Annotated in this window: 20 protein-coding genes; 11 read left to right on the forward strand and 9 right to left on the reverse strand. The window is 70.1% G+C overall.

The features are described from left to right. Positions 1-21 precede the first annotated feature (21 nt). A complete protein-coding gene (locus tag DNK54_RS16395) occupies positions 22-1,476 on the forward strand; it encodes a hypothetical protein (protein ID WP_110208070.1) in 1,455 nt (484 codons plus the stop codon). Positions 1,477-1,567: 91 nt separating this feature from the next. Next, positions 1,568-3,280 (forward strand): fumarate hydratase, encoded by a 1,713-nt coding sequence (locus DNK54_RS16400; RefSeq protein ID WP_110208187.1) that lies wholly within the window; start codon positions 1,568-1,570, stop codon positions 3,278-3,280. Positions 3,281-3,383: 103 nt separating this feature from the next. Here the strand turns inward: DNK54_RS16400 and DNK54_RS16405 are convergent, their stop codons facing one another. Together DNK54_RS16405 and DNK54_RS16410 are read right to left on the reverse strand one after the other, a co-directional pair. Continuing rightward, positions 3,384-3,791, reverse strand: a complete 408-nt coding sequence (locus tag DNK54_RS16405) for a PIN domain-containing protein (protein ID WP_110208071.1) — start codon at positions 3,789-3,791, stop codon at positions 3,384-3,386. Next, on the reverse strand, positions 3,788-4,033 hold the full coding sequence (locus tag DNK54_RS16410; protein WP_110208072.1) for an AbrB/MazE/SpoVT family DNA-binding domain-containing protein: 246 nt from the start codon (positions 4,031-4,033) through the stop codon (positions 3,788-3,790). The genes DNK54_RS16405 and DNK54_RS16410 overlap by 4 nt, the downstream gene beginning before the upstream one ends. 92 nt (positions 4,034-4,125) lie before the next feature. Here DNK54_RS16410 and DNK54_RS16415 point away from each other — a divergent pair, with 92 nt between their 5' ends. Beyond that, positions 4,126-5,145 carry an MBL fold metallo-hydrolase gene (locus DNK54_RS16415; protein ID WP_204164647.1) on the forward strand — a complete coding sequence of 340 codons (1,020 nt, stop codon included), beginning with the start codon at positions 4,126-4,128 and terminating at the stop codon, positions 5,143-5,145. Positions 5,146-5,279: 134 nt separating this feature from the next. Here DNK54_RS16415 and DNK54_RS16420 read toward each other — a convergent pair whose 3' ends face one another. Next, the gene (locus tag DNK54_RS16420) at positions 5,280-6,191 is read right to left on the reverse strand and encodes a hypothetical protein (protein WP_110208073.1); all 912 of its coding nucleotides are present in this window, start codon (positions 6,189-6,191) and stop codon (positions 5,280-5,282) included. A gap of 185 nt (positions 6,192-6,376) precedes the next feature. On the opposite strand from DNK54_RS16420, the gene DNK54_RS16425 reads away from it, so the two are divergent. Then, positions 6,377-6,649 carry a TFIIB-type zinc ribbon-containing protein gene (locus DNK54_RS16425; RefSeq protein ID WP_110208074.1) on the forward strand — a complete coding sequence of 91 codons (273 nt, stop codon included), beginning with the start codon at positions 6,377-6,379 and terminating at the stop codon, positions 6,647-6,649. A 67-nt stretch (positions 6,650-6,716) separates the two neighbouring features. Then, positions 6,717-7,388, forward strand: a complete 672-nt coding sequence (locus DNK54_RS16430) for a spermine/spermidine synthase domain-containing protein (RefSeq protein ID WP_110208075.1) — start codon at positions 6,717-6,719, stop codon at positions 7,386-7,388. A gap of 3 nt (positions 7,389-7,391) precedes the next feature. Here the strand turns inward: DNK54_RS16430 and DNK54_RS16435 are convergent, their stop codons facing one another. Then, on the reverse strand, positions 7,392-9,023 hold the full coding sequence (locus DNK54_RS16435) for an ABC transporter substrate-binding protein (RefSeq protein ID WP_162602508.1): 1,632 nt from the start codon (positions 9,021-9,023) through the stop codon (positions 7,392-7,394). On the opposite strand from DNK54_RS16435, the gene DNK54_RS16440 reads away from it, so the two are divergent. The 6 genes from DNK54_RS16440 to DNK54_RS16465 all read left to right on the forward strand — a co-directional run bounded on the left by DNK54_RS16440 (position 8,983) and on the right by DNK54_RS16465 (position 16,130). Continuing rightward, a complete protein-coding gene (locus DNK54_RS16440) occupies positions 8,983-9,780 on the forward strand; it encodes a PucR family transcriptional regulator (RefSeq protein WP_110208189.1) in 798 nt (265 codons plus the stop codon). The genes DNK54_RS16435 and DNK54_RS16440 overlap by 41 nt on opposite strands. A gap of 81 nt (positions 9,781-9,861) precedes the next feature. Further along, positions 9,862-11,244: a class II fumarate hydratase gene (locus DNK54_RS16445; RefSeq protein ID WP_110208077.1), complete on the forward strand. Its 1,383-nt coding sequence runs from the start codon at positions 9,862-9,864 to the stop codon at positions 11,242-11,244. A gap of 118 nt (positions 11,245-11,362) precedes the next feature. After that, positions 11,363-12,562, forward strand: a complete 1,200-nt coding sequence (gene surE, locus DNK54_RS16450) for a 5'/3'-nucleotidase SurE (RefSeq protein WP_162602509.1) — start codon at positions 11,363-11,365, stop codon at positions 12,560-12,562. 69 nt (positions 12,563-12,631) lie between these two features. Beyond that, positions 12,632-13,327 carry a class I SAM-dependent methyltransferase gene (locus tag DNK54_RS16455; protein ID WP_110208079.1) on the forward strand — a complete coding sequence of 232 codons (696 nt, stop codon included), beginning with the start codon at positions 12,632-12,634 and terminating at the stop codon, positions 13,325-13,327. A 126-nt stretch (positions 13,328-13,453) separates the two neighbouring features. Then, positions 13,454-14,884, forward strand: coding sequence for an acyl-CoA synthetase (locus DNK54_RS16460; RefSeq protein ID WP_110208080.1), 1,431 nt, complete (start codon positions 13,454-13,456; stop codon positions 14,882-14,884). A 70-nt stretch (positions 14,885-14,954) separates the two neighbouring features. Beyond that, entirely contained in the window at positions 14,955-16,130 is a 1,176-nt protein-coding gene (locus tag DNK54_RS16465; protein WP_110208081.1) for an NADH:flavin oxidoreductase, read from the forward strand. A 10-nt stretch (positions 16,131-16,140) separates the two neighbouring features. Here DNK54_RS16465 and DNK54_RS16470 read toward each other — a convergent pair whose 3' ends face one another. The 5 genes from DNK54_RS16470 to DNK54_RS16490 form a co-directional block, all read right to left on the reverse strand. After that, a complete protein-coding gene (locus tag DNK54_RS16470; protein ID WP_110208082.1) occupies positions 16,141-16,578 on the reverse strand; it encodes a hypothetical protein in 438 nt (145 codons plus the stop codon). Continuing rightward, positions 16,578-17,249 carry an aggregation-promoting factor C-terminal-like domain-containing protein gene (locus tag DNK54_RS16475; protein WP_110208083.1) on the reverse strand — a complete coding sequence of 224 codons (672 nt, stop codon included), beginning with the start codon at positions 17,247-17,249 and terminating at the stop codon, positions 16,578-16,580. The genes DNK54_RS16470 and DNK54_RS16475 overlap by 1 nt, the downstream gene beginning before the upstream one ends. A gap of 181 nt (positions 17,250-17,430) precedes the next feature. After that, on the reverse strand, positions 17,431-18,750 hold the full coding sequence (locus tag DNK54_RS16480; RefSeq protein WP_110208084.1) for a PhoH family protein: 1,320 nt from the start codon (positions 18,748-18,750) through the stop codon (positions 17,431-17,433). Positions 18,751-19,028: 278 nt separating this feature from the next. Continuing rightward, positions 19,029-20,630, reverse strand: a complete 1,602-nt coding sequence (locus DNK54_RS16485) for a thiamine pyrophosphate-binding protein (RefSeq protein ID WP_110208085.1) — start codon at positions 20,628-20,630, stop codon at positions 19,029-19,031. A 26-nt stretch (positions 20,631-20,656) separates the two neighbouring features. Beyond that, on the reverse strand, positions 20,657-21,889 hold the full coding sequence (locus DNK54_RS16490) for a Glu/Leu/Phe/Val dehydrogenase dimerization domain-containing protein (RefSeq protein WP_110208086.1): 1,233 nt from the start codon (positions 21,887-21,889) through the stop codon (positions 20,657-20,659). Between the last annotated feature and the right edge of the window lie 90 nt (positions 21,890-21,979).

Consider the following 21,979-nt stretch of genomic DNA (forward strand, 5'->3'; position numbering starts at 1 on the left):
CCGCAGGGGCATTCAACCCGCATGCGCACCTTCGCGGGCCTCGTCGCCGTCCTGCTCCTCCTGGTCGGCTGCTCCGGAGACGACAAGGCTGGTCAGGAGGTCACCGAGCTCACGCCGCTGCCGGCTACCGATCCCCACCTCCAGCCGATCGCCGACCGCGATGTCAACGCCGTCTCCGCTTCGTTGTCGATGCTCGACCCGTGTGCCCTGCTGCGCATCAGCGACCGCAAGAAGCCGACCGTCTTCGCGACCGGGCAGTGCGATGCGAACGGCGTGAAGATCGAGCTCAATGCCACCCTCTACAGCTACTACCGCTTCGACATCCTCCGGGAGGAGATCGGCGGATTCGTCAGCTATCGGGTTCGCACTGCCGACGGCTGCACCATCTGGCTGCCGACCACGCAGGAACGGGCGATTCGAGTGCAGAGCCACCGGTCGTGTGCTCCGGCCCGCGAGGTCGCCGCCCAGGTCGTCGACGTGCTCGACCACCGCCCCGAAGCAGTGGTCCGGCGACCGTCGCCCAACCGGATGCCGACCTGCGCACCCTTCGCTGCGGCGTACCCGCGGGCCGATGTGCGGCCGGTCGACAACATGTCTGTCTGGGACCAGTGCGTGGCTACCCAGGGCAAGAAGTCGCTCGGCACCCTCGACTTCACCACCGCCGACTTCAGTTCCGACAGCGACCCGCGGTTCCAGGTGGGCGAGACGGAGGTCACGCGCAACACGGTCTTGAAGAACTGCTGGTACATCTGGCCGGCGTGGCGTACCGACTACCCCGCCGCCAACGACGGCCAGGTGTACGCACGACTCCAACGTAGCGGGGCCTGCCGGACCGACGATCCCGTGCTGAAGCGGGTCGTCGCCGCGACCCACGACGCGAAGGCCGTCGAGGCACCGGTGACCGACCTGCTCTACCCGTGGGGCAGCGACGACACCGCAGCCCCCGGCGCCTGCCGCGACGCCGTGATCGACGACTGCCTGCCGGCGACTCCGGCCGAGGCCCCCTCGGAGCCTGCCGAGCTGATCGCGCGGGGCGAGGTGGATCCGGCCGTGCTGTGCGCCGCCACCGCACCGCTGGTGAGCGAGCACTTCGGATCGGGCTTCAGCCCGGTCACCGGGGCCCTAGGGAGCTACCTACGTCCGCCGGAGAAGACCAAGGCACGTCGCTGTGTGTTCGTCAACGACGCTCACAGTCTCCAGATCGAGGTGCTCAGCAGCGTCGCGCCACTGCACACCGGCGACACGGAGGTCGCCGGCCATCCGGCCGCCTCCGTCGTGGATCAGATCGACACGCTGCGGCATGACCGCACCTGGACGGTCGCATGGCGCGGAGCCGAAGACCCCGGATCACTCCAGATCGTCGTCCGTGCTCAACGGGCGCGCGGTCAACTCCCCCAGGGCCCCGATCCCGATCTCACACTGCCCGTCTCAGCCGACGCATTCGTCGACGACCTGGTCACCACGCTGCTCGACTGACCGCCGCCGTCGAGCAACACCCGGTGGCCGAGCTCCGGCAGCCTCGACCTCGACGAAGGCGGGCGGGCGGGACGGCGTAGTCTGAGTGGCCGTGACGACTGCTGCTTCGGGCCCCGAGTTCCGCTACTCCGACCTGCTGCCGACCCACGGGTCGAACGGCGCCGACGAGACGCCGTACCGACTGATCACCACGGAGGGCGTCAGCACCTTCGAGGTCGACGGGCAGACGTTCCTCAAGGTCGCGCCGGAGGCGATCCAGCGACTCACCTCCGAGGCGATGCACGACATCAGCCACTACCTGCGGCCGGGCCACCTCGCCCAGCTGCGCAAGATCATCGACGACCCCGAGGCCAGCGGCAACGACCGCTTCGTGGCGCTCGACCTGCTCAAGAACGTCAACATCTCCGCCGGCGGCGTGCTGCCGATGTGTCAGGACACCGGCACGGCGATCGTCATGGGCAAGAAGTCCGAGGGCGTCATCACCGGCGCCGACGACGGCGAGTGGATCAGCAAGGGCGTCTACGACGCCTACACCAAGCTCAACCTGCGCTACTCCCAGATGGCGCCGCTGAACATGTGGGAGGAGAAGAACACCGGCACCAACCTGCCCGCGCAGATCGAGCTCTACTCGACGCCGCAGACCAGTGGCAAGCCGGAGTACAAGTTCCTCTTCATGGCCAAGGGCGGCGGCTCGGCCAACAAGTCCTTCCTCTACCAGGAGACCAAGGCCGTCCTGAACCCCAAGCGGATGCTGGAGTTCCTCGACGAGAAGATCCGGTCGCTCGGCACCGCCGCGTGCCCGCCGTACCACCTGGCCATCGTCGTCGGCGGCACGTCGGCCGAGTTCGCCCTCAAGACCGCCAAGTACGCCTCGGCGCACTACCTCGACGACCTCCCGACCGAGGGTTCGATGAGTGCGCACGCCTTCCGCGACACGGAGCTCGAGGAGGAGGTCTTCAAGCTGACCCAGTCCTTCGGCATCGGCGCCCAGTTCGGCGGCAAGTACTTCTGCCACGACGTGCGCGTGGTGCGACTCCCCCGCCACGGCGCCTCCTGCCCCGTCGCGATCGCGGTCTCCTGCTCCGCCGACCGGCAGGCGCTCGGCAAGATCACCCCGGAGGGCGTCTTCCTCGAGCAGCTCGAGACCGACCCGGCGCAGTACATGCCCGACGCGGGCGTCGCCGACGACATCGCCGGCGGCGAGGTCGTGAAGATCGACCTCAACCAGCCGATGAGCGAGATCCTCGCCGAGCTGAGCAAGCACCCGGTGAAGACCCGGCTCTCGCTGACCGGTCCGCTGGTCGTGGCCCGCGACATCGCGCACGCCAAGATCAAGGAGCGCCTCGACGCCGGTGAGGAGATGCCCGACTACCTCAAGAACCACCCGGTCTACTACGCCGGCCCGGCCAAGACCCCCGAGGGCATGGCGTCGGGCTCGTTCGGGCCGACCACCGCCGGCCGGATGGACTCCTACGTCGAGCAGTTCCAGGCCGCCGGCGGCTCGATGGTGATGCTCGCCAAGGGCAACCGCAGCAAGGTCGTCACCGAGGCCTGCGACACGCACGGCGGCTTCTACCTGGGCTCCATCGGCGGCCCCGCCGCACGCCTGGCGCTGGACTGCATCAAGAGCCAGGAGGTCATCGAGTACCCCGAGCTCGGCATGGAGGCGATCTGGAAGATCGAGGTCGAGGACTTCCCGGCGTTCATCGTCGTCGACGACAAGGGCAACGACTTCTTCACCGACCCGGGCGGCGCCGTCACCGTGCCGATCACCGGCATCCGGGTACGTTCCAGGGAGCGCTGAGGCCACCCCTCGCGGTCATGCTGCCGCTCGGACCAACGGCACGTTCCCTGGCCAGTACCGGCGACCTGAAAGCGAAGCGGGTCGGCCGCTGACGCCATCACACCTAGACCAACGCGTACCTGACACCAATCAGGTCGTACGTCGACCGCGCACGTTGGTCACGGGTCAGCAGGTTGCGCTGGTGATGGTGCGCCGTTGCGGCGACCAGCGCGTCATAGACAGCACCACCACCGACCCCCGACCTCCCGAGCGCGAGCACCGTCGAGCGAAGCACGCGACCGGGGAGTTCGAGCAGCGGTAGCGCGAGGCCGGAGAGAACCATCGCGGCATCGGCCGGCGCCACCCGATGCGGCGCGGGCAGACGCGTCAAGACAGAGAAAGTCTCGGCCACGACGTGCATGGGTAGCCTGTCCACCTGCCCGAGGGCATCACGACAGGCGCCATGCTCCGGATGCCAGCTCAGCAACGCTGGCACCACCACGCTCGTGTCGCAGGTCAGTCCGCGAGTCACCGACGTGTGAACTCGATCGTGTCCCGGATCAGCTCGTCACTCAGGTCAGGTGTCGGACGCTTCGGCACCAGGCGCGGCAAGCCGTTGTCCATCTCCACCTCAACCTCGACCGGCGCCAGCTCAATCTGAATCCGTCCATCAGTGAAGACCACGTCGATCTCCCTTCCCGCCGTCAGACCCATCGCGTCGCGCATCACCTTAGGGACGACGATCCGACCGGCGGCATCGATGGTGGTTCTCATGGTAGAAAAATACCATCCACGGGTGACCCAGCGCCTACGGTCGCTTCCGCGCCCAACAACGGTCGGTTTGCGCTGTCGGCGAGAATCGAAGGGTGCTCTCTCCGCTCCCCCGCAGCATCGGCGGCCGACCCGACCCCGCGGCGTACGCCGGCTCCCCACAGCTCCGTGACGGGCTCTTCCACAACCGACTGGAGTCACGCCAGGTGGAGGAGATGTCACGCACCGAACTGGCCCGCGACTTCGCTCGGAAGGGCCGCTCCGGGCGACCTTCCCGAACCGTCCCGCTGACGACCCCGCAGCTGCCCGAGCGGGCTGGGCAGGGGGCGGCGACCTGGCTGGGGCATGCGACCGCGCTTCTGGAGGTAGGCGGGCACTGGGTGCTCGCGGACCCGGTGTGGAGCAGCCGCTGCTCGCCCAGCCAGGCGGTCGGCCCGAAGCGTCACCACCCCGTGCCGATGCCCCTGGCTGCGCTACCGGATGACTTGAGCGCCGTGGTCATCTCCCACGACCACTACGACCATCTCGACACCCGGACCGTCGACTGGCTGGTGCGGTACCGAGACGTTCCCTTCGTCGTACCTCTGGGCATCGGCGCGCACCTGCGCGTCTGGGGCGTGCCGGAGCCGCGGATCGTCGAGCTCGACTGGAACGAGTCCCATCAGGTCGACGGACTCTCCCTCACCTGCACCGAGGCGCAGCACTTCTCCGGCCGCCTCTTCACCAACAACACCACGCTGTGGTCGTCCTGGGCGCTGGCCGCGGGCGAGACCCGGGTCTTCTTCGGCGGTGACACCGGCTACACGCCGGCGTTCAGGCAGATCGGCGACGCTCACGGACCGTTCGACCTGACGATCCTCCCGATCGGGGCGTACGACGCGCGCTGGCGAGACATCCACATGGACCCGGAGGAGGCGGTCCGGACCCACCGCGACCTGGGCGGCAAGGTCCTGCTGCCCATCCACTGGGCGACCTTCGACCTGGCCTTTCACTCCTGGGCGGACCCGATCGAACGGCTGCTCGTTGCCGCGGGCGATGTGTCCCTCGCCCTGCCCCGCCCCGGCGAGCGGTTCACGCTGGGCGGGGCACTGCCGGCTGACCCCTGGTGGCGCTGAACGCGTCGCCAGGACCTACCTGGTTCGTGCCACCTGGCTGGGTGAGCGAACCTGGCCGAGGGCGAACCAGCCAAGGCAGCCGGCCACGGCCGGGCACCCCAGCGAGAGCAACACCAGCAGGAAAGGGCATCGGGTCACGGCGCCTCGACGTTCGCCCGTCGGTTCTGCGGCACCGGATGCTCCGCCACGATCTGCGTCGCCCTGGTCAGCAACTGCCGGAGGTACACCTGGTAGGCGGCGACCTGTTCGCTGTGTTGAGCCAACGCCTTCTGCTGGTAGGCAACGAGGAGGGCGAAGAAGGTGTCGGTGTTGCGCGCTGAGGCTTGGCAGGCCGCATCGGCGGTCGCTACGGCGATCTCCTCCGGAGTCGCTGTGGACCTGCTCGTGTCCAGAGCGAACTCCGCCCACGGGCCGCCTTCACGCGTGTAGGCGTAGCCCTTGTCAGCCATACACGCGACCCAGGCGCGACGCGGGTCGCTGCCCGCCTTCTGCCCGGCCTCGCTGATCAACCGCGTCAGGTCGAACGGCGGCGGACCACCCAGTTGCTCACTGATCTCGTCGTCACAGGAACGGACGGCGTCGATGGGCGTGAACTCCCCTTGCCACGCCACGTTCGCTTGGGCTGCCTGCTGATCGAGAGGATCGTGGTAGCCGAAGCGCTCCATCCGCTCGGGATCGACCGGGAAGAAGGTGTTGCCCCCACCGTAGGGGGCGGTCAGCGTCGTCACCCACGTCATCGGCTCGTCGCCGGCCAGGGCGAGGTTAAGACCCTGTTTGGCCACGCACTCCGCGAGCAGGGTGTCATGCGCCAAGCTGATCAGCTCACGCTCACTGGCGTCGGGCAGCAGCGCGTTCGCCGGGGCTAGGGTCTGCGCTGCGGTGGTGATTCGCTTGAGCACGATGTCCGGAGGCTCGCCATCCTTGGCCTGCGTGGCCGAACAGCCCGAAAGAAGCACGCCCAGGACGCCCAGCAGTGCCATCCACGGGTCCGCTCGCGCCACCTGAACCACCGTCCCCGTCCATCGGTCGAAGTTCGCGATCTTCACCGCGGACCTGACGCTAAGCACTGCGGCCACCCCCCACGACAGGGCTCGGAGCGAGGCGCCTTGAGAAAGTGCCGGAACTTGTCACGTGCGTGACGAGTTCTGGTCGGTCAGGGAACTTGAGTAGCGGGCCCGGCGTTCATGACTGTGAACAGAATTTCCTGCATGTCCGGACCCGAGGAGCCCCCATGCAATGCCCCACCGACGGCACCGTGCTCGTGATGAGCGAGCGCTCCGGCATCGAGATCGACTACTGCCCGACCTGCCGCGGCGTCTGGCTGGACCGTGGCGAGCTCGACAAGATCATCGAGCGGTCGCTCACCCAGGCCCCGTCGGCGGCGCCTCCCACGCCGGCCGCCCAGCCCCGCTATGACGAGCCGCGCTACGAGCAGCCGCGCTACGACAAGGGCTACTACAAGAAGAAGCGCAAGGAGAGCTGGCTCTCCGAACTCTTCGACTGATCGACCCCCTCGCCGGCGCGGCGGACGGACAGGCCAGACTGGCTGTTTGCCGAGCCGGGAGGAAAGCATGTCGTCCAGCGAGGTGGCCCGCGTCGAATCCCCACGCGGCACGGTCGTCCTGCATCGCCGGGAGCGCCACGGCCGCGAGGTCCTCGAGCTCCGCGTCAACGGCATCTTCGTCATGGACACCCTCGAGACGACCAGCGAGCGCGCACTCGCCTCGGTGGCTCTCGCCGCGGTCGAGAAGCCGGGGCACGTCCTGATCGGCGGGCTCGGCCTGGGCTACACCCTCGAGGAGGTGCTGAGCGATCCCCGGGTGACCGCAGTGACCTGCGTCGAGCTGGAAGAGTGCCTGGTCGCGTGGATGCGTGACGGCACCATCGCGCACGGGCCCGGCCTGCTGGCGGACCCGCGAGTCCGGATGGTCACCAGCGACGTGGCTGACGTGCTCGTCGCCGCCGATGCGACGTACGACCTGGTGTTGCTCGACGTCGACAACGGGCCCGACTATCTGGTGCACGATCACAACCACCGGCTCTACCGTCCCGACTTCCTCACTGCCGCTGCGCGAGCCACGCGCCAGGTGCTGGCGATCTGGTCCGCCACACGGAGCGATGCGCTGGAGGCGGCGATGCGGTCCGTCGTCGGGAACTGCACCGCCGCCAGCTATGAGGTGAAGCTCGGCACCCGCCCCGAGACCTACTGGCTCTACGTCAGCAGTCCCGGGGCAGGAGAATGAGGATCAGCCCCTCAGCCATGCCTTGTCGAAGAGAACCATCGTGCTACCGCTGCCCGTGATGCCGTGCACGTCGTCGTTCCAGGTGATCACCTCGGCGAACGGCCCGAAGTTCAAGAACGGCACCAGCTCGTTGATCTCCTGCTGGATCTTGTCCATGACGGCCACCCCCTGGGCATCGGCAGTCGCTCCTTGCAGCTCCAGCAGCAGGCCGTCCAGCTCCGGGCTGGTCGCCATGCCGAAGCCCTGACCGCCGGCAGAGTGCAACGTCGCATACATCTTCGAGAAGGGATCTGCGTCGCGATAGTTGAGACCCCACTTGGCGAGGTCGTAGTCCTTCTCGACGGCCACCTTGCCGATCAGCTGCCCGATGTCGCGGGCGAAGTCGAGCTCGACCTTGAAGCCGACCGCCTCGAGCGACGCCTTGGCCGCCAGGGCCGAGTTGCGGGCACCCGGGTCGTTGACGCTTCGATAGACCAGCGTCCCGTCGAAGCCGTCCGCCTTCGCCTCCTTCACCAGCTCGCGCGCCCGGTCCGGGTCGCTCTTCGGGCCTGCCGTGGCAGTGTGCCAACGCGAGTAGTCGGGGAACATCGTGGTCGACGCCAGCGCCTTGCCACCGTAGGCCCGCGACGAGACCGCCTCGGGAGCGACGGCCATCGCCATCGCCTGCCGCACCCGCGGGTCTGCGCCCGCACGTCCCTCGCTCGCGTTGACCAGCACCATGCTCCCGACGCCGACCATGCTCACGTACGCCGGTGCTCCGGCCTCGATCAACGGGTCGACCTTCTCCGGGTCGGTCACCAGGGCCATGTCGACCTCCCCGGACTCCAGGGAGTCGAGGCTCGCCTGCTGATGAGGCATGTAGACGAACCGGAGCGACTCCAGAGCCGGTGCCCCGGCCCAGTAGTCGGGATTCGCCTTGAGCACCAGCTGCTCCTGGGGAGCCCAGCGGTCGAGCAGGAACGGTCCTGCGCCGACGGGCTTGAACTCCTCCCCCGAGCCGGAGGAGTCAGCCACGATCATCCCGGGTCCCGTGCTCAACGCACTCGGGAAGGACATCCACGGCTGGCGCAGGGTGTAGGTCACCGTGCCACCGGCCGCCGCGACCTTCTCGACGTTGGCCGCCCAGAGGCCGGCCTCCGGACCCGGAGTGGCGACGTACCGCTCCTGGCTGCGCTTCACCGCGGCGGCGTCCAGCGGTGAGCCGTCGGTGAAGCGCAGGCCCTCCCGCAGCTCCACGGTCCAGGTCACGCCGCCGTCGGCCGTCTCCACCGACTCGGCCAGCTGCGGCACGAAGCTCGCCGTAGCGACGTCGTACCGGGTGAGCGAGTCGTAGATGTTCAACATCTCGACGCCACCGGTGGTGCCGGCGGCGATCGTGACGGCGGGGTCCAGCGAGCGTGGCTCCCCCAGTCCTGCGAAGGTCAGCTGCCCGCCTCTGGCTGGCGTCGCGTCCGCCGCCTCGACAACCGTGAAACCGTCCTTGTAGGTCACCGCGTCCTTCGTCGAGGCGCCGTGGTCGACGCTCTCACCGCATGCCGCCAGCAGCAGCGTCGCCGCCGCACTGCGCCTCCTCCAGCGCCTCCGGAGCGGCGCGATGCCACCGCCGTCGTTGGGCGACAGCGGCCTCGTCGACATGGTGCTCTCCGACGCCGAGGGCTGGGACCGGCGCATCCGCGCCGCGGAGCTCACCGGCATCGATCCGAACCAGACCGTGCAGGCGCTCGTCGCCTCCACCGCCGATACCGCGGCGACCGCCGGGCGGATCGCGAGCATGATCGCGGAGCTCACCGGCCGCAAGGTGCATCGGGGCGCAACGCGTGACCACCTCACCTGCTTCGTCGTCCGGGCGCCGGAGGCGAGCGCCGGAGAGCTCGCCCTCGACCTGCACGAGCTCATCGCCGCGGAGCATCCCAGCCACCGAGTGACCCCCGACGAGCGAGGCCCCTGGATCGGGATCGGCACTCACGTGCACGTCTTGGAGGCGCCGCGCTCCCACGAGGAGGCGCGACGCGCCCTGGAGTTCACCTCGTCCCGATGGCACGGCAGGCGGGCGATCGCCCACGAGAAGCTGGGCGCCCTCGAGCTCATCACGCATCTCCCGGTCGCCCAGGTGCTCGCCCATCCCGACCTGCGCCGCCTCGACGAGATCGCCGCGACCGAGTCGGGGGCGATCGACATCGACACCCTGGAGGCGTTCTTCATGTACGGCACGCTGCGTCGCGCCGCCGATGGCCTGCACGTGCACCACAGCACGGTCGCCGACCGGCTCCGGCGGGTCGAGGCCGTCATGGGGTGGAACCTCGAAGAGCCCAACGACCACTTCAAGGCGGCCCTGACCCTGATCCTGCGGATCCGCGCACGCTCGGCCACCAGCGCACGCGTCCTCGGCTGACCTGCCGACCCGCACCCTCCCCGACGTACCCCCGGCCCCATCCGCCTCACGGACCTCAAGAGGCGAGGCTAGGCTCGGGACATGGCTGACTACCGCATCGAGCACGACTCCATGGGCGAGGTCCGGGTACCCGCCGACGCCCTCTGGCGCGCTCAGACCCAGCGCGCGGTGGAGAACTTCCCGATCAGCGGCACGACCCTGGAGCCACGTCTGGTCCGCGCGCTCGCTCTGGTCAAGGGCGCGGCGGCGACCGTCAACGCCGACCTCGGGGTCATCGGCGTCGACCAGGCCCGGGCGATCGACGAGGCCGCCGCTCAGGTCGCCGGCGGGCAACACGGTGAGCACTTCCCGCTCGACGTCTTCCAGACCGGCTCCGGCACCAGCTCCAACATGAACATGAACGAGGTGCTTGCCTCGCTGGCGGCAGCGGCGGACGTGGAGGTGCACCCTAACGACCACGTCAACGCCAGCCAGTCCTCCAACGACACCTTCCCCACCGCCATCCACGTGGCGGCAGCGCTCGCGGTCAGCGAGGATCTCCTGCCCGCCCTCGATCACCTGGCGAGCTCACTGGAGGCGAAGGCGACCGAGTTCGCCTCCGTCGTCAAGTCGGGCCGCACCCATCTGATGGACGCCACCCCGGTGATGCTCGGCCAGGAGTTCGGTGGCTGGGCGGCCACCGTCAGGTACGCCGCCGAGCGACTTGCCGACGTACTTCCCCGGGTGCGGGAGCTGCCGTTGGGAGGTACGGCGGTGGGCACCGGCATCAACACCCCTCCAGGCTTCGCAGCCGCGGTGATCGCGACCCTGAGCGAGCGCTCCGGCCAGGAGTTCACCGAGGCGCGCAACCACTTCGAGGCGCAGGGCACCCGGGACTCGCTGGTCGAGCTCAGCGGGGTGCTGCGCACGGTCGCCGTCGGCCTCACCAAGATCTGCAACGACCTGCGCTGGATGTCCAGCGGCCCGACGACGGGGCTCGCCGAGATCCACCTGCCCGACCTGCAGCCGGGGTCGAGCATCATGCCCGGCAAGGTCAACCCGGTGCTGCCGGAGGCGACGCTGATGGTCTGCGCACAGGTGATCGGCAACGATGCCGCGGTGGCGACCGGGGGCGCAGCGGGCAACTTCGAGCTCAACGTGATGATGCCGATGATGGCGCGCAACCTGCTCGAGTCGGTGCGCATCCTCTCCACCTCGACGCGGCTCCTCGCCGACCGCTGCGTCGACGGCATCACCGCCGACGTCGAGCGGATGCGCCGCTACGCCGAGTCGTCCCCGTCGGTGGTCACGCCGCTGAACCGGCACATCGGCTACGAGGCGGCGGCCAAGGTCGCGAAGCAGGCACTCGCCGAGGGACGCACGATCCGCGAGACCGTCCTGGCACTGGGCTACGTGGACCGGGGTGACCTGACCCTGGACGAGCTCGACCGGGCCCTCGACGTCGAGTCGATGACCCGCGCCTGAGCCACCGTCGCAGCGTCCCGGTCGCCGGGAAGTGCGGCGCCGCCCTCCGACACCTGCTTCTACCTTTCTGCGCAGCGTGTGACAGCCGTCACCCGTTCCCGCCGGAAAGGTCCCTCCCTTGTCTCGCTCCACCATGGCCGGTGTCGGCGTGCTCGCCGCAGCACTCGTCGCCACTCCCAGCCTCCTTGCCGCCGCGTCCCCCGACCCGTCGCCCACGGTCGCGTCGGCCAGCCTGCCGACCGACTCCCTGAGCATCCTGCTCACCAACGACGACGGCTACAGCGCTCCCGGCATCAATGCGGTCTACGACGCCCTGGTCGCGGCAGGACACGACGTCACCATGGTCGCCCCGCTGACCAACCAGAGCGGCGTCAGCGCTCGAGTCCAGTTCAGCGGCACCACCACCGCCACCCACCCGGTCGCCGAGGACGACAACATCTGGGCCGTCGACCTCACCCCCGCCGGGTCGCTGCTCTTCGGGCTCGACGTCGTCTTCGGCGACGAGCGGCCCGATCTGGTCATCTCCGGCACGAACGTAGGCTCCAACACCGGCTTCGACACCAACTTCTCCGGCACCATCGGCGCCGCCACGGTCGCCGCCGGCATGTTCGACATCCCAGCGCTGGCGGTCAGCACCGAGACCGAGCGCGGCAAGGAGGCGACCGCCGCCTACGGCGCCACCGCCGACCTCGTCGTCGACCTGCTCGACCGCGGCCTGCCGCTGCTGCCCCGAGGCCAGTTCCTCAACATCAACTACCCGTTGGTCGGTGACGGACATCCCGCGCTGCAGGGTGTGCGCTACGCCGCGAACTCCCAGGCGTCTGCGGCTGCCTTCGGGTACGACGACAGCGTTGACGATCCGGCAACCGAGGAGATCGAGTACAGGATCGTGGGCGCGCGCGGCACGGAGCCACACGCGCCCGGCACCGACGCCTACCTGCTCAGGGAGGGCTGGGTGACCTTCGGCGTCCTGGACGCCGACCGCTCCGTCGGGGCAGCCGAGGTCCCGGCCGTGGCCGACCTCGTCCGCGCTCTCAACGACGAGCCCACACCACCTGCGACTCCGGCCGTCGAACCGCTGCCCACCGCCGTGAAGCGTGGTACGCCTGCGTTCGTCGGTACGCGTGCGATCCCCGACGGGAGCGTGCTGAAGGTCCGCTGGGCACCCATCGCCGACCGCTCGCTGAAGACCGTCAAGCGCACCGAGACCGTGCGCGGCGACCGGTTCAGGCTGAAGGCTCCGCGAGCCGGCCGCTACCTGGTCACCGTGCGCCTGGACGGCACCCGGATGGCACGTGACGTCGTACGCGTGAAGTAGGCCGAGGACGGACAGGTCGGCGCCGGGAGCCCCGGCGCCGACTTGCCGTCAGGGACTACCGTCGAGGGCATGGAAGACATCGGGACGGTCCACCAGCAGTACCTCACCGAGGAGCGGCTGGAGGCCCGGCGAGGCTTCTGGCAGCCCGGCCCCGAGGGCGATCCGGCCACGGCCGCCCTGGATGCCATCGTCGCCTCCGGAGCCCACGACGTCCTCGAGCTCGGTTGCGGCACCGGTGCCTTCGCCGCCCGCCTCCGGGCCGCCGGCCCGATCCGGGTGCTCGCCAGCGATCAGTCCGAGCGGATGGTCGCGGTGACCCGTCAGCGCGGCGTCGAGGCACGGGTGCTCGACGCGACCGACCTGCCCATGCCCGACGACTCCTACGACGCCGTCGCGGCGCTGTGGATGCTCTACCACGTGGCCGACCGGCCCCGGGCTCTCTCCGAGGTACGCCGTGTACTGCGGCCCGACGGCGTCTTCGTCGCCATCACCATCGGCTCCGACCACCTGGCCGACCTGCGGGTCGAGGCCGGCGGGGCGCCTGTGCAGCCCGGCTTCTCCAGCGAGAACGGCGAGGAACAGCTGCGTGCGCACTTCTCCGAGGTGGTCCGCTCCGACTTCCGCACGCGCGCCGTCTTCGACGACCGAGCTGCCGCCCTGACCTACCTCGACACCGGCCACGACGACGTGCGCTGGGAGCTCCCCGAGTTCGACACCCCCCGCGAGTACGCCGGCCACGTGACGATGTTCGTCTGCCGCGACTGACCGTCACGGGTTGGCAACTCTTGCCGGAGCATCGGCCTTGCTGTGGTGGCCGCCCACGTGGAGCATGGTCGCGACGATGCGGGAGGATCGAACTCCCGATCCGCATGCGAGCCGACGAGGTGGCCGATGAACGACCTGCTTCCTGCCCTGGTGAACGGTGAGGGCCGACACCCGGTGACGGTCGACGGCGTGACCCTGACGCCGCAAGAGCTTCTGGGGGCGGCGTCGGCCGTCGCCGAGCAGCTGACCGGCCGCACCCGGGTCGCGGTCAACGCCACCGCGAGCATGGAGACGGTCGTCTCGGTGGTCGCCGGGCTGCTGGCCGGCGTCCAGGTCCTGCCGGTGCCGCCCGACTCGGGCGCCGCCGAGTTGCGCCATGTCCTCGCCGACAGCGCACCCGAGCTCTGGGTGGGCCCCGCGCCGTCTGCTGCGGCCGTCGCCGAGGCGCCCGAGGTCGTCCACCTGCCCGTGGATCTGGGCGCCCGCGCGGAGCACCGCGCCGTTGCGACCACGCCCGACCAGACCGCGTTCGTGCTCTACACCTCCGGCACGACCGGACTGCCGAAGGGCGTGCTGATCCCCCGCCGTGCGGTGGCCGCCGGACTCGACGGCCTCATCGACGCCTGGGCCTGGACGGGCGACGACGTGCTCGCCCACGGCCTGCCGCTCTTCCACGTGCACGGCCTGATCCTCGGGGTGCTCGGGCCGCTCCGCGTCGGCGGCGGCCTGACGCATGTCGGCAAGGGCACCCCCGATCGCTACGCCGAGGCCGCACGTCGGGGAGCGACCATGTTCTTCGGCGTCCCGACGATCTGGAGTCGGGTCGCCGAGGCCCCCGAGCATGCCGAGGCCCTGCGCGGCGCCCGGCTGCTCGTCTCGGGCAGCGCCGCCCTCCCGGTCCCGGTCTTCGAGGAGCTCGAGAAGCTCACCGGACACCAGGTCGTGGAGCGCTACGGCATGAGCGAGACCCTGATCACCGTCGCCACGCGCGCCGACGCCGTCCCAGCAGCGGGGTGGGTCGGCGTACCGATCCGGGGCGTGGAGACCCGGCTGCGTGACGAGGACGGCAACGACGTGCCGCACGACGGCGAGTCCGTCGGGCAGCTGCAGGTGCGCGGCGAGACCGTCTTCGACGGGTACCTGAACCGACCGGACGCGACCGCGGAGTCGTGGACCGAGGACGGCTGGTTCCGCACCGGCGACGTCGCGTGCATCGCCGCCGACGGTGCGCACCGCATCGTCGGTCGCGAATCGGTCGACCTCATCAAGGCGGGCGGCTACCGGATCGGTGCGGGCGAGATCGAGTCGACCCTGCTGGGGCACGCCCGCGTGGCCGAGTGCGCCGTCGTCGGCCTGCCCGACCCGGACCTGGGCCAGCGGATCGTCGCGTTCATCGTCGCTCGCGGCGAGGTCGCTGACGCCGAGGCGCTGGCGACGGAGCTGACGGCGTACGTCGGCAGCGAGCTCTCCGCGCACAAGCGCCCCCGCGAGATCCGCTTCGTCGACGGGCTGCCGCGTAACGAGATGGGCAAGGTGCAGAAGAAGAAGCTCGGCTGACCCCGTTCCGACAACGTCGGTTGTCGAACGTGTTTCAATCCTAGCGATCATCCATCGCTGCGGAGGCTCCATGCTCGACGTCTTCTCCCCTGCCCGCCTCGGCGGTGTCCAGCTGCGCAACCGGACCATCAAGGCGGCCACCTTCGAGGGGAGGACACCGGATGCACTCGTCACCGACGACCTGATCGCCTACCACCAGGCCCCGGCCGCGGGAGGCGTCGGCATGTGCACGGTCGCGTATTGCGCGGTCTCCCCGGAGGGTCGCACCGACCGGCACCAGATCTGGATGCGTCCGGAAGCAGTGCCGGGCCTGCGCCGACTGACCGATGCGATCCACGCCGAGGGTGCGGCCGCCAGTGCCCAGCTCGGCCACGCCGGTCCGGTCGCCAACGCCGCCAGCAACCGGCTTCCGGCCATCGCCCCCGGCCGGCTCTTCAGCCCGCTCGGCATGGCGCGCACCCACCGACCGGACGAGGCCGAGATCCGCCGGATCATCGATGCACACGCACAGGCTGCCCGCCTCGCCCACGAGGCCGGCTTCGACGCTGTGGAGCTGCACTTCGGCCACAACTACCTGACCAGCTCCTTCCTCAGCCCTCTGCTGAACCGACGCACAGATGCCTGGGGTGGCCCCCTGGCCAACCGAGCCCGCCTGGCCCGGGAGATCGCCCGCACCGTGCGCGAGGCGGTCGGCGATCGGCTGGCGGTCACCGCGAAGCTCGGCATGGACGACGGGGTCCCCGGCGGGCTGCGGATCGAGGAGAGCCTGCAGGTCGGCCGGTGGCTGCAGGAGGACGGTGCCCTCGACGCCCTGGAGCTGACCGCGGGCAGCTCCCTTCTCAATCCCATGTACCTCTTCCGCGGCGATGCGCCCCGCAGGGAGTTCGCTGAGGCGTTCCCCCAGCCGATGCGTGCGGGTCTCAAAGCGGCTGGTCCCGTCTTCATCCGCGCCTACCCCTACCAGGAGGCCTACCTACTGGAGGAGGCCCGGCAGTTCCGTCACGAGCTGTCGATGCCGCTCATCCTGCTTGGCGGCATCACCACCAGGGAGACCATGGATCTGGCCATGGCGGAAGGCTTCGAGTTCGTGGCGATGGGGCGGGCGCTGCTGCGTCAGCCCGACCTGGTCAACCGGCTCCAGACGCAGCCCACCACCCCGTCGCTGTGCACGCACTGCAACAAGTGCATGCCGACGATCTACAGCGGCACCCGCTGCGTGCTCGTCACCGAGCCGGCGCTGGGCTGAGCGCCAGGGTCTACGACCGAAGCCAGGCCTGGAGGAAGCCCGCCACCAGGACCGCGGAACCGCCGATCTCACCAACGATGAGGGCGACCATGAAGGTGCGCACGAGGCGGTCCGGGTGACGCAGCTGGTTGTCGGTGTCGCGGCGTACGCCGTGCCAGTGGTAGGAGCCGATCGCCGCGACGAAGAAGAACGCCGCGATCAGGCCGGCGGTCGCGTCCACCGCGGTCGGCCAGGTGCTGAGCTCGGCGAAGACCGCCAACAGCAGCAGCGCGAAGGAGTACATCAGCGCTGAGCGATGCGCGATGTCGACGTACGGGTGCGCGTGGCCGGTCGGCGAGGCGAGGATCTGGCGGTACTTCAGGACCCCGAGCGCGAGAGCCCACAGGAAGACCGCACCGGCCAACGCGAGGAGCAGGCGCGTCTCCAGCGCCAGCTCCGCGACGGTCATCAGTACCAGCCGCGGGCCTGGCTGTGACCCCAGGCGCTGCACGGCGTGCCGTAACGGGCCTGGATGTAGCCCAGGCCCCAGCGGATCTGGGTCGCCGGGTTGGTCGCCCAGTCAGCGCCGGCCGACGCCATCTTGGAGCCCGGGAGCGCCTGCGGGATGCCGTAGGCGCTGGAGGTCGGGTTGTCTGCGTTGACGCGCCAGTTGGACTCGCGGGTCCACAGCGAGTCGAGGCAGCTGAACTGGTCGCTGCCGAAGCCGAACTCGGCCAGCAGGGCCTTCGCGATCTCCTTCGGGTCGCCACCGGTGACGTCCTCAGTACGGGTGATCGCGTTGCCCTCCGTCTCGGCACTCAACAGCGCCGGCTCGGGCGCCGCGACGTCGGCGTCGCGGCGGTCGACCTCGTCACGCAGGCCGGAGCGGGAGACGGGCTGTTGCCGGGCGCGCTCGTTGAGCGTCTCGGCGTCCAGCGTCACGTCGGCACCGGCGAGGCTCGCGCCCGCCGTGCTCGCGGCCACCTGGCCGGCGCTGCCGCCGAGCACGCCGCTCGCAACAGTGGCACCCGTGGCGGCGACGGCGATACCCGACATGACGACGGTGGTCCGCACGATCCGCTTGGGCGCGCCGACGGCGGGAGCCCGGTGCTTCGGGACGTACTTCTTGTGTTTCGACACAGACCGACTCGTGGCTAGACAGCAGGGAGCAAGACCTCTTCGTGATCCCCCAACCAGAAGCAGTCCGGGAACCACCATGCCCGACGAGGCCGGTCGGGACAAACCGAACCGCCCACAAAGTGGGAGTGGCGACGCACATTCCTTCGGTACGTCGCCACTCCCGTCACACAGGTCACTGCCGCTACATCGTGACGTGCTCCAGCATCTCGGTGACCAGCGCCGCGATCGGCGACCGCTCCGATCGGGTCAGCGTGACGTGCGCGAAGAGCGGGTGGCCCTTGAGCTTGTCGACCACCGCGACCACCCCGTCGTGCCGGCCGACCCGCAGGTTGTCGCGCTGGGCGACGTCGTGGGTGAGCACCACCTTGGAGTTCGCGCCGATCCGGGAGAGCACGGTGAGCAGCACGTTGCGCTCCAGCGACTGCGCCTCGTCGACGATCACGAACGCATCATGCAGTGAGCGGCCCCGGATATGGGTCAGCGGCAGCACCTCGAGCATCCCGCGGTGCACGATCTCGTCGATCACGTCCTGACTGGTGACCGCGCCGAGGGTGTCGAAGACCGCCTGCCCCCAGGGCGACATCTTCTCGGACTCCGTGCCCGGCAGGTAACCCAGCTCCTGGCCGCCGACAGCGAAGAGCGGCCGGAAGACGACGACCTTCTTGTGCTGGCCGCGCTCCAGCACCGCCTCCAGGCCGGCACACAGCGCCAGCGCGCTCTTGCCGGTCCCGGCCCGCCCGCCCAACGAGACGATGCCGATCTCGGGGTCGAGCAGCATCTCCAACGCCACCCGCTGCTCCGCGGAGCGGCCGTGCAGGCCGAACGCCTCACGGTCGCCGCGGACCAGGTGGACCTGCTTGTCCGGGCCGACCCGGCCCAGCGCCGTACCTCGGTCGGAGAGGAGCACCAGGCCGGTGTGGCAGGGCAGGTCGCGCGCCTCGTCGAGCAGGAGCACGCCGTCCTCGTAGAGCTCGTCGAGCAGGGCGGCGGGAATCTCGAGCTCGTCCATGCCGGTCCAGCCGCGCTCGGACTCGTGCACGGACTCCGCCCGGTACTCCTCCGCCGAGAGGCCGACCGCCGAGGCCTTGATCCGCAGCGGCAGGTCCTTCGAGACCAGCGTGACGTCGGAGCCCTCCGCCGCCAGGTTCTTGGCGACAGCGAGGATCCGGGTGTCGTTGTCACCGAGCCGGAAGCCGCTGGGGAGCGCCGCCGGATCGGTGTGGTTGAGCTCCACCCGCAGCGTGCCGCCGCCCTCGCCGATCGGCACTGCCTGGTCGAGCCGGCCATGCAGCACCCGGAGCTCGTCGAGCATCCGCAGCGCCGACCGGGCGAAGTAGCCGAGCTCAGGGTGGTGTCGCTTGCCTTCCAGCTCGGTGATCACCACGACCGGGAGAACGACCTCGTGCTCGTCGAACCGGCGGATCGCGCCCGGGTCCGCCAGCAGGACGCTGGTGTCGAGGACGTAGGTGCGGATGGCCTTCTTGGAGCGCTTCGCAGCCACTGGGTACCCCTCACAAGCCCGACGCGCACTCCTCGCCCGGCTAACTCACACGGTTGGGCCGGGTCACCCGAAGGCCGGAGTGCCGGCCCCCTCGCCGAGCACAGGCAGCGACCGCCACCTGGTCTCGTCTCTGGTCGCGATCACTCACGAGCGGGCCTCCTGGCATCGGTCCGGCTTCCCCACCGGTCGACACGATCGACGCTAACCGCCGGCGCGCGCCGATTCGGTAGACACGCCCGTGCGCGTGGTGGCCGGGAGGTGAACCTTCGGCAACGTGCTCAGGCGGCCGGCTCGCGCACGTGGATCAGGGTCGGCCGATCCGCCGAGAGCGCCTCGAGCACGGCGGGGCCGACCTCCGCGTAGGAGTCGACGGCGACTCCCTCACAGCCCATTGCCCGAGCCAGCGCCGGGAAGTCGGTCCCGGGCAGGTCCACGGCGATGATCCGGCCGTCACGGTCGCGCATCTCGTTGCGGATCTCGCCGTAGCCGCCGTTGTCGACGATCACCACCGGCAGCGCAAGACCCGCCTCCGCGGCCGCAGCCAGCTCAGCGACGCTGAACATCACGCCGCCGTCACCGAGCACGGCCACCACCTGGCGATCCGGAAGCGCGAGCTTCGCTCCGGTCGCCGCCGGCAGCGCGTAGCCCAACGTGCCGAGGCCGGCCGGGTAGAGGAAGGAGCGCGCCCGGTAGCGCGGCAGGTTGGCCATCAGCCCGTAGTAGCAGGACATCGACTGGTCCGCGGTCACCACGGCGTCGTCCTCCAGCACCTCGGCCAACGACTCGCACAGCCCCAGGTACGCCGCACCCATGGTGCGCGCCTCCGCGCTCAGGCGGGCGCGCCACGACTCGGCACGCGCGGCGCCACCGTTGTCGCACGACATCGCCGACCGCTGCTCCAGGCCGGCGTTCAGCGCGCCCAGAGCCAGAGCGGCATCGCCCACGACGGCGGCGGCGGGCCGGGCGTTGGTGTTGACCGCGAGCGGGTCGACGTCAATGCGCACCAGCGGCGTCTCGGGCACCGGCCCCCACCACCAGTCGGCGGGTGCCAGCTCGGTGCCGACCGCGACCACGAGGTCACTCTCCCGGACGAGTTCCAGCGTCGCTTCGAGGTGGACGCCGGCGCCGAGTGCCAGTGGGTGGTCCTCAGGGAGGAGCCCCTTGCCGTTCGCGCTGGTCACCACGGGGGCGTCGATCGCCTCGGCGAACGCGCGCAGCTCGGTGGCGGCGCCGCTGGCCCCGCCGCCGGCTACCACCAGGGGCCGCGCGGAGCCGGCCAGCAGGTCGAGCACGTCGGTGAGCTGCGACGTACCGGGGGCGGCGGGCGGGGTGAGGACGGGAGCCTCCGCCCGCACCTCCGCCTCCTTCTCCAGCAGGTCGAGCGGGATCTCCAGGTACGCCGGCCGCGGGCGTCCGCTGGTCATCGCGGCGAAGCACTGGGCCACCGCGTGCGGAATCTCCTCGACGCTCGTCACCCGCTGGGCGTGTGCGACGACGGCACTCATCGCGTCGAACTGGCTCTTCACCTCGTGCAGCAGGCCGTTGTAGCCGCCCGGGTGCTGCAGCGGCATGCCGGGCGCGATGAACAGCACCGGGATCGAGTCCGACTGCGCCTGGGCGGCAGCAGCTGCGGCATTGAGGATCGCCGGGCCGGTGGTGGTGACCACGACACCCGGACGGCCGCTGACGCGGGCGTAGCCGTCGGCGGCGTACCCCGCGCCCTGCTCGTGGCGCGGCGTGATGTGGCGGATCGGGGACTCCTTGATCGCGGAGTAGATCGCCAGGTTGTGGGTGCCGGGGATGCCGAAGACGGTCTCCACCTCGTGCGCGACGAGCGCGTCGACGAGTGCCTGGCCTCCGTTGACGAGGGTCGATGACATGGATGCCTCCTGGATGCGGGTCGGACTCAGCCGACGAGGTGGGTGGGGAACTTCGCGCCGATGCTGTCGAGGCGCTGCGAGGCCAGCTCGAACGCCGCGGTACGCAGGCTCGTGCCCTGCTCCTCCGCACGGTCGAACATCTCGTGGCTGAGCGCGCGCATCCGGTCGCTGATCTTCGCGAAGGACTGCCCGGGGGTGCCGTCGACATCACCGAAGAAGACCCACCACCACCACGCGTTGGTGGCGGAGTTGGCGACGAAGTCCGGGGAGACCGCGATTCCTCGCTCGGCCAGCAGCACCTCGGCCTCGGGCGTGACCGGCATGTTGGCGGCCTCGACGATCAGGCGGGCCTTGACCTCGGCCTGGTTGGTCTCGTGGATGCAGTAGGAGACGGCGGCGGGGACGAGCACGTCGGCCTCGATCGAGAGCCACTGCGCGGAGTCGAGCTGCTGGTCCTCGGGGCGCAGCGCGGCGCGGTCGACGTTGCCCTTGGCGCTGCGGGTGCGCAGCAGGGTCTCGACGTCGAGGCCGGCCTCGTTGAAGACGACGCCCTCGACGTCGACGATGCCGACGATCTTGACGCCGGCGGCGGCCAGATAGCGGGCGGTCGCACCGCCCATGGAGCCGAAGCCCTGGATGACCGCGGTCGCACCGTCGGCCTCGACCCCGCGCCGCTCCATCGCGGTCAGCGCGGACTCCGCGACGCCGTACCCGCCGACGAGCTCGTCGAGACTGATCCCGTCGACGGCGCTGCCGAAGGCCGTGGCCATCCGCTGGCGGGCGGCCTCCGGGTCGTCGACGACCTGCTCGGCGGCCTGGATGGAGCTACGCAGGCCGAGGCCCGGAAGCAGTGCGTCGATGGTCGCCTGCTGGACCCCGAAGTCCTCGCCCATCGTCCAGTGCTTCTCGATCATGGCGCTCATCGCCTGGAGGAAGCGGCGCAGCACGCCGTCGGCGTCCGGGTGATAGGGGTCGAAGTCGATGCCACCCTTGGCTCCTCCCAGCGGCACGTAGCGAGCACCCTCCTCGAAGTGGATCGCCTCCTTGAGGGTCATCCCGCGTGCCAGGCCGCGCACCTCGTCGAGCGTGCACCCGGCCCGCATCCGCAGGCCGCCCGACGAGACGCCGCGCACCAGGCGGTCGATGACCAGGTAGCCGGTGGCCTCGCTCTCGGTGTCGCGCCAGGTCGCCTCGAAGAAGGCCTGGTCGTCGCGCGTCGCGCTTGCAGCGTCGATCGCGTTGGGAAGCGTCATGGACATGAGGACTCCTGGTCGTCGCATTTCTGACTGAGTGCTTAGTCAGTATGGCAACGAGCACACGAGCCGGTCAAGGTCGTTGCCCACGGCGAC

This window comes from Nocardioides daejeonensis (assembly GCF_003194585.1).
In the GTDB taxonomy this organism is placed as follows: domain Bacteria; phylum Actinomycetota; class Actinomycetes; order Propionibacteriales; family Nocardioidaceae; genus Nocardioides; species Nocardioides daejeonensis.

Excerpts from the sequence above, each read along its gene's own strand:
- DNK54_RS16395 (WP_110208070.1), top strand. The coding sequence starts at position 22 with ATGCGCACCTTCGCGGGCCTCGTCGCCGTCCTGCTCCTCCTGGTCGGC.
- DNK54_RS16410 (WP_110208072.1), bottom strand. The coding sequence starts at position 4,033 with ATGAGAACCACCATCGATGCCGCCGGTCGGATCGTCGTCCCTAAGGTG.
- DNK54_RS16425 (WP_110208074.1), top strand. The coding sequence starts at position 6,377 with ATGCAATGCCCCACCGACGGCACCGTGCTCGTGATGAGCGAGCGCTCC.
- DNK54_RS16430 (WP_110208075.1), top strand. The coding sequence starts at position 6,717 with ATGTCGTCCAGCGAGGTGGCCCGCGTCGAATCCCCACGCGGCACGGTC.
- DNK54_RS16440 (WP_110208189.1), top strand. The coding sequence starts at position 8,983 with ATGCCACCGCCGTCGTTGGGCGACAGCGGCCTCGTCGACATGGTGCTC.
- DNK54_RS16435 (WP_162602508.1), bottom strand. The coding sequence starts at position 9,023 with ATGTCGACGAGGCCGCTGTCGCCCAACGACGGCGGTGGCATCGCGCCG.
- DNK54_RS16445 (WP_110208077.1), top strand. The coding sequence starts at position 9,862 with ATGGCTGACTACCGCATCGAGCACGACTCCATGGGCGAGGTCCGGGTA.
- DNK54_RS16455 (WP_110208079.1), top strand. The coding sequence starts at position 12,632 with ATGGAAGACATCGGGACGGTCCACCAGCAGTACCTCACCGAGGAGCGG.
- DNK54_RS16460 (WP_110208080.1), top strand. The coding sequence starts at position 13,454 with ATGAACGACCTGCTTCCTGCCCTGGTGAACGGTGAGGGCCGACACCCG.
- DNK54_RS16465 (WP_110208081.1), top strand. The coding sequence starts at position 14,955 with ATGCTCGACGTCTTCTCCCCTGCCCGCCTCGGCGGTGTCCAGCTGCGC.
- DNK54_RS16470 (WP_110208082.1), bottom strand. The coding sequence starts at position 16,578 with ATGACCGTCGCGGAGCTGGCGCTGGAGACGCGCCTGCTCCTCGCGTTG.
- DNK54_RS16485 (WP_110208085.1), bottom strand. The coding sequence starts at position 20,630 with ATGTCATCGACCCTCGTCAACGGAGGCCAGGCACTCGTCGACGCGCTC.
- DNK54_RS16490 (WP_110208086.1), bottom strand. The coding sequence starts at position 21,889 with ATGTCCATGACGCTTCCCAACGCGATCGACGCTGCAAGCGCGACGCGC.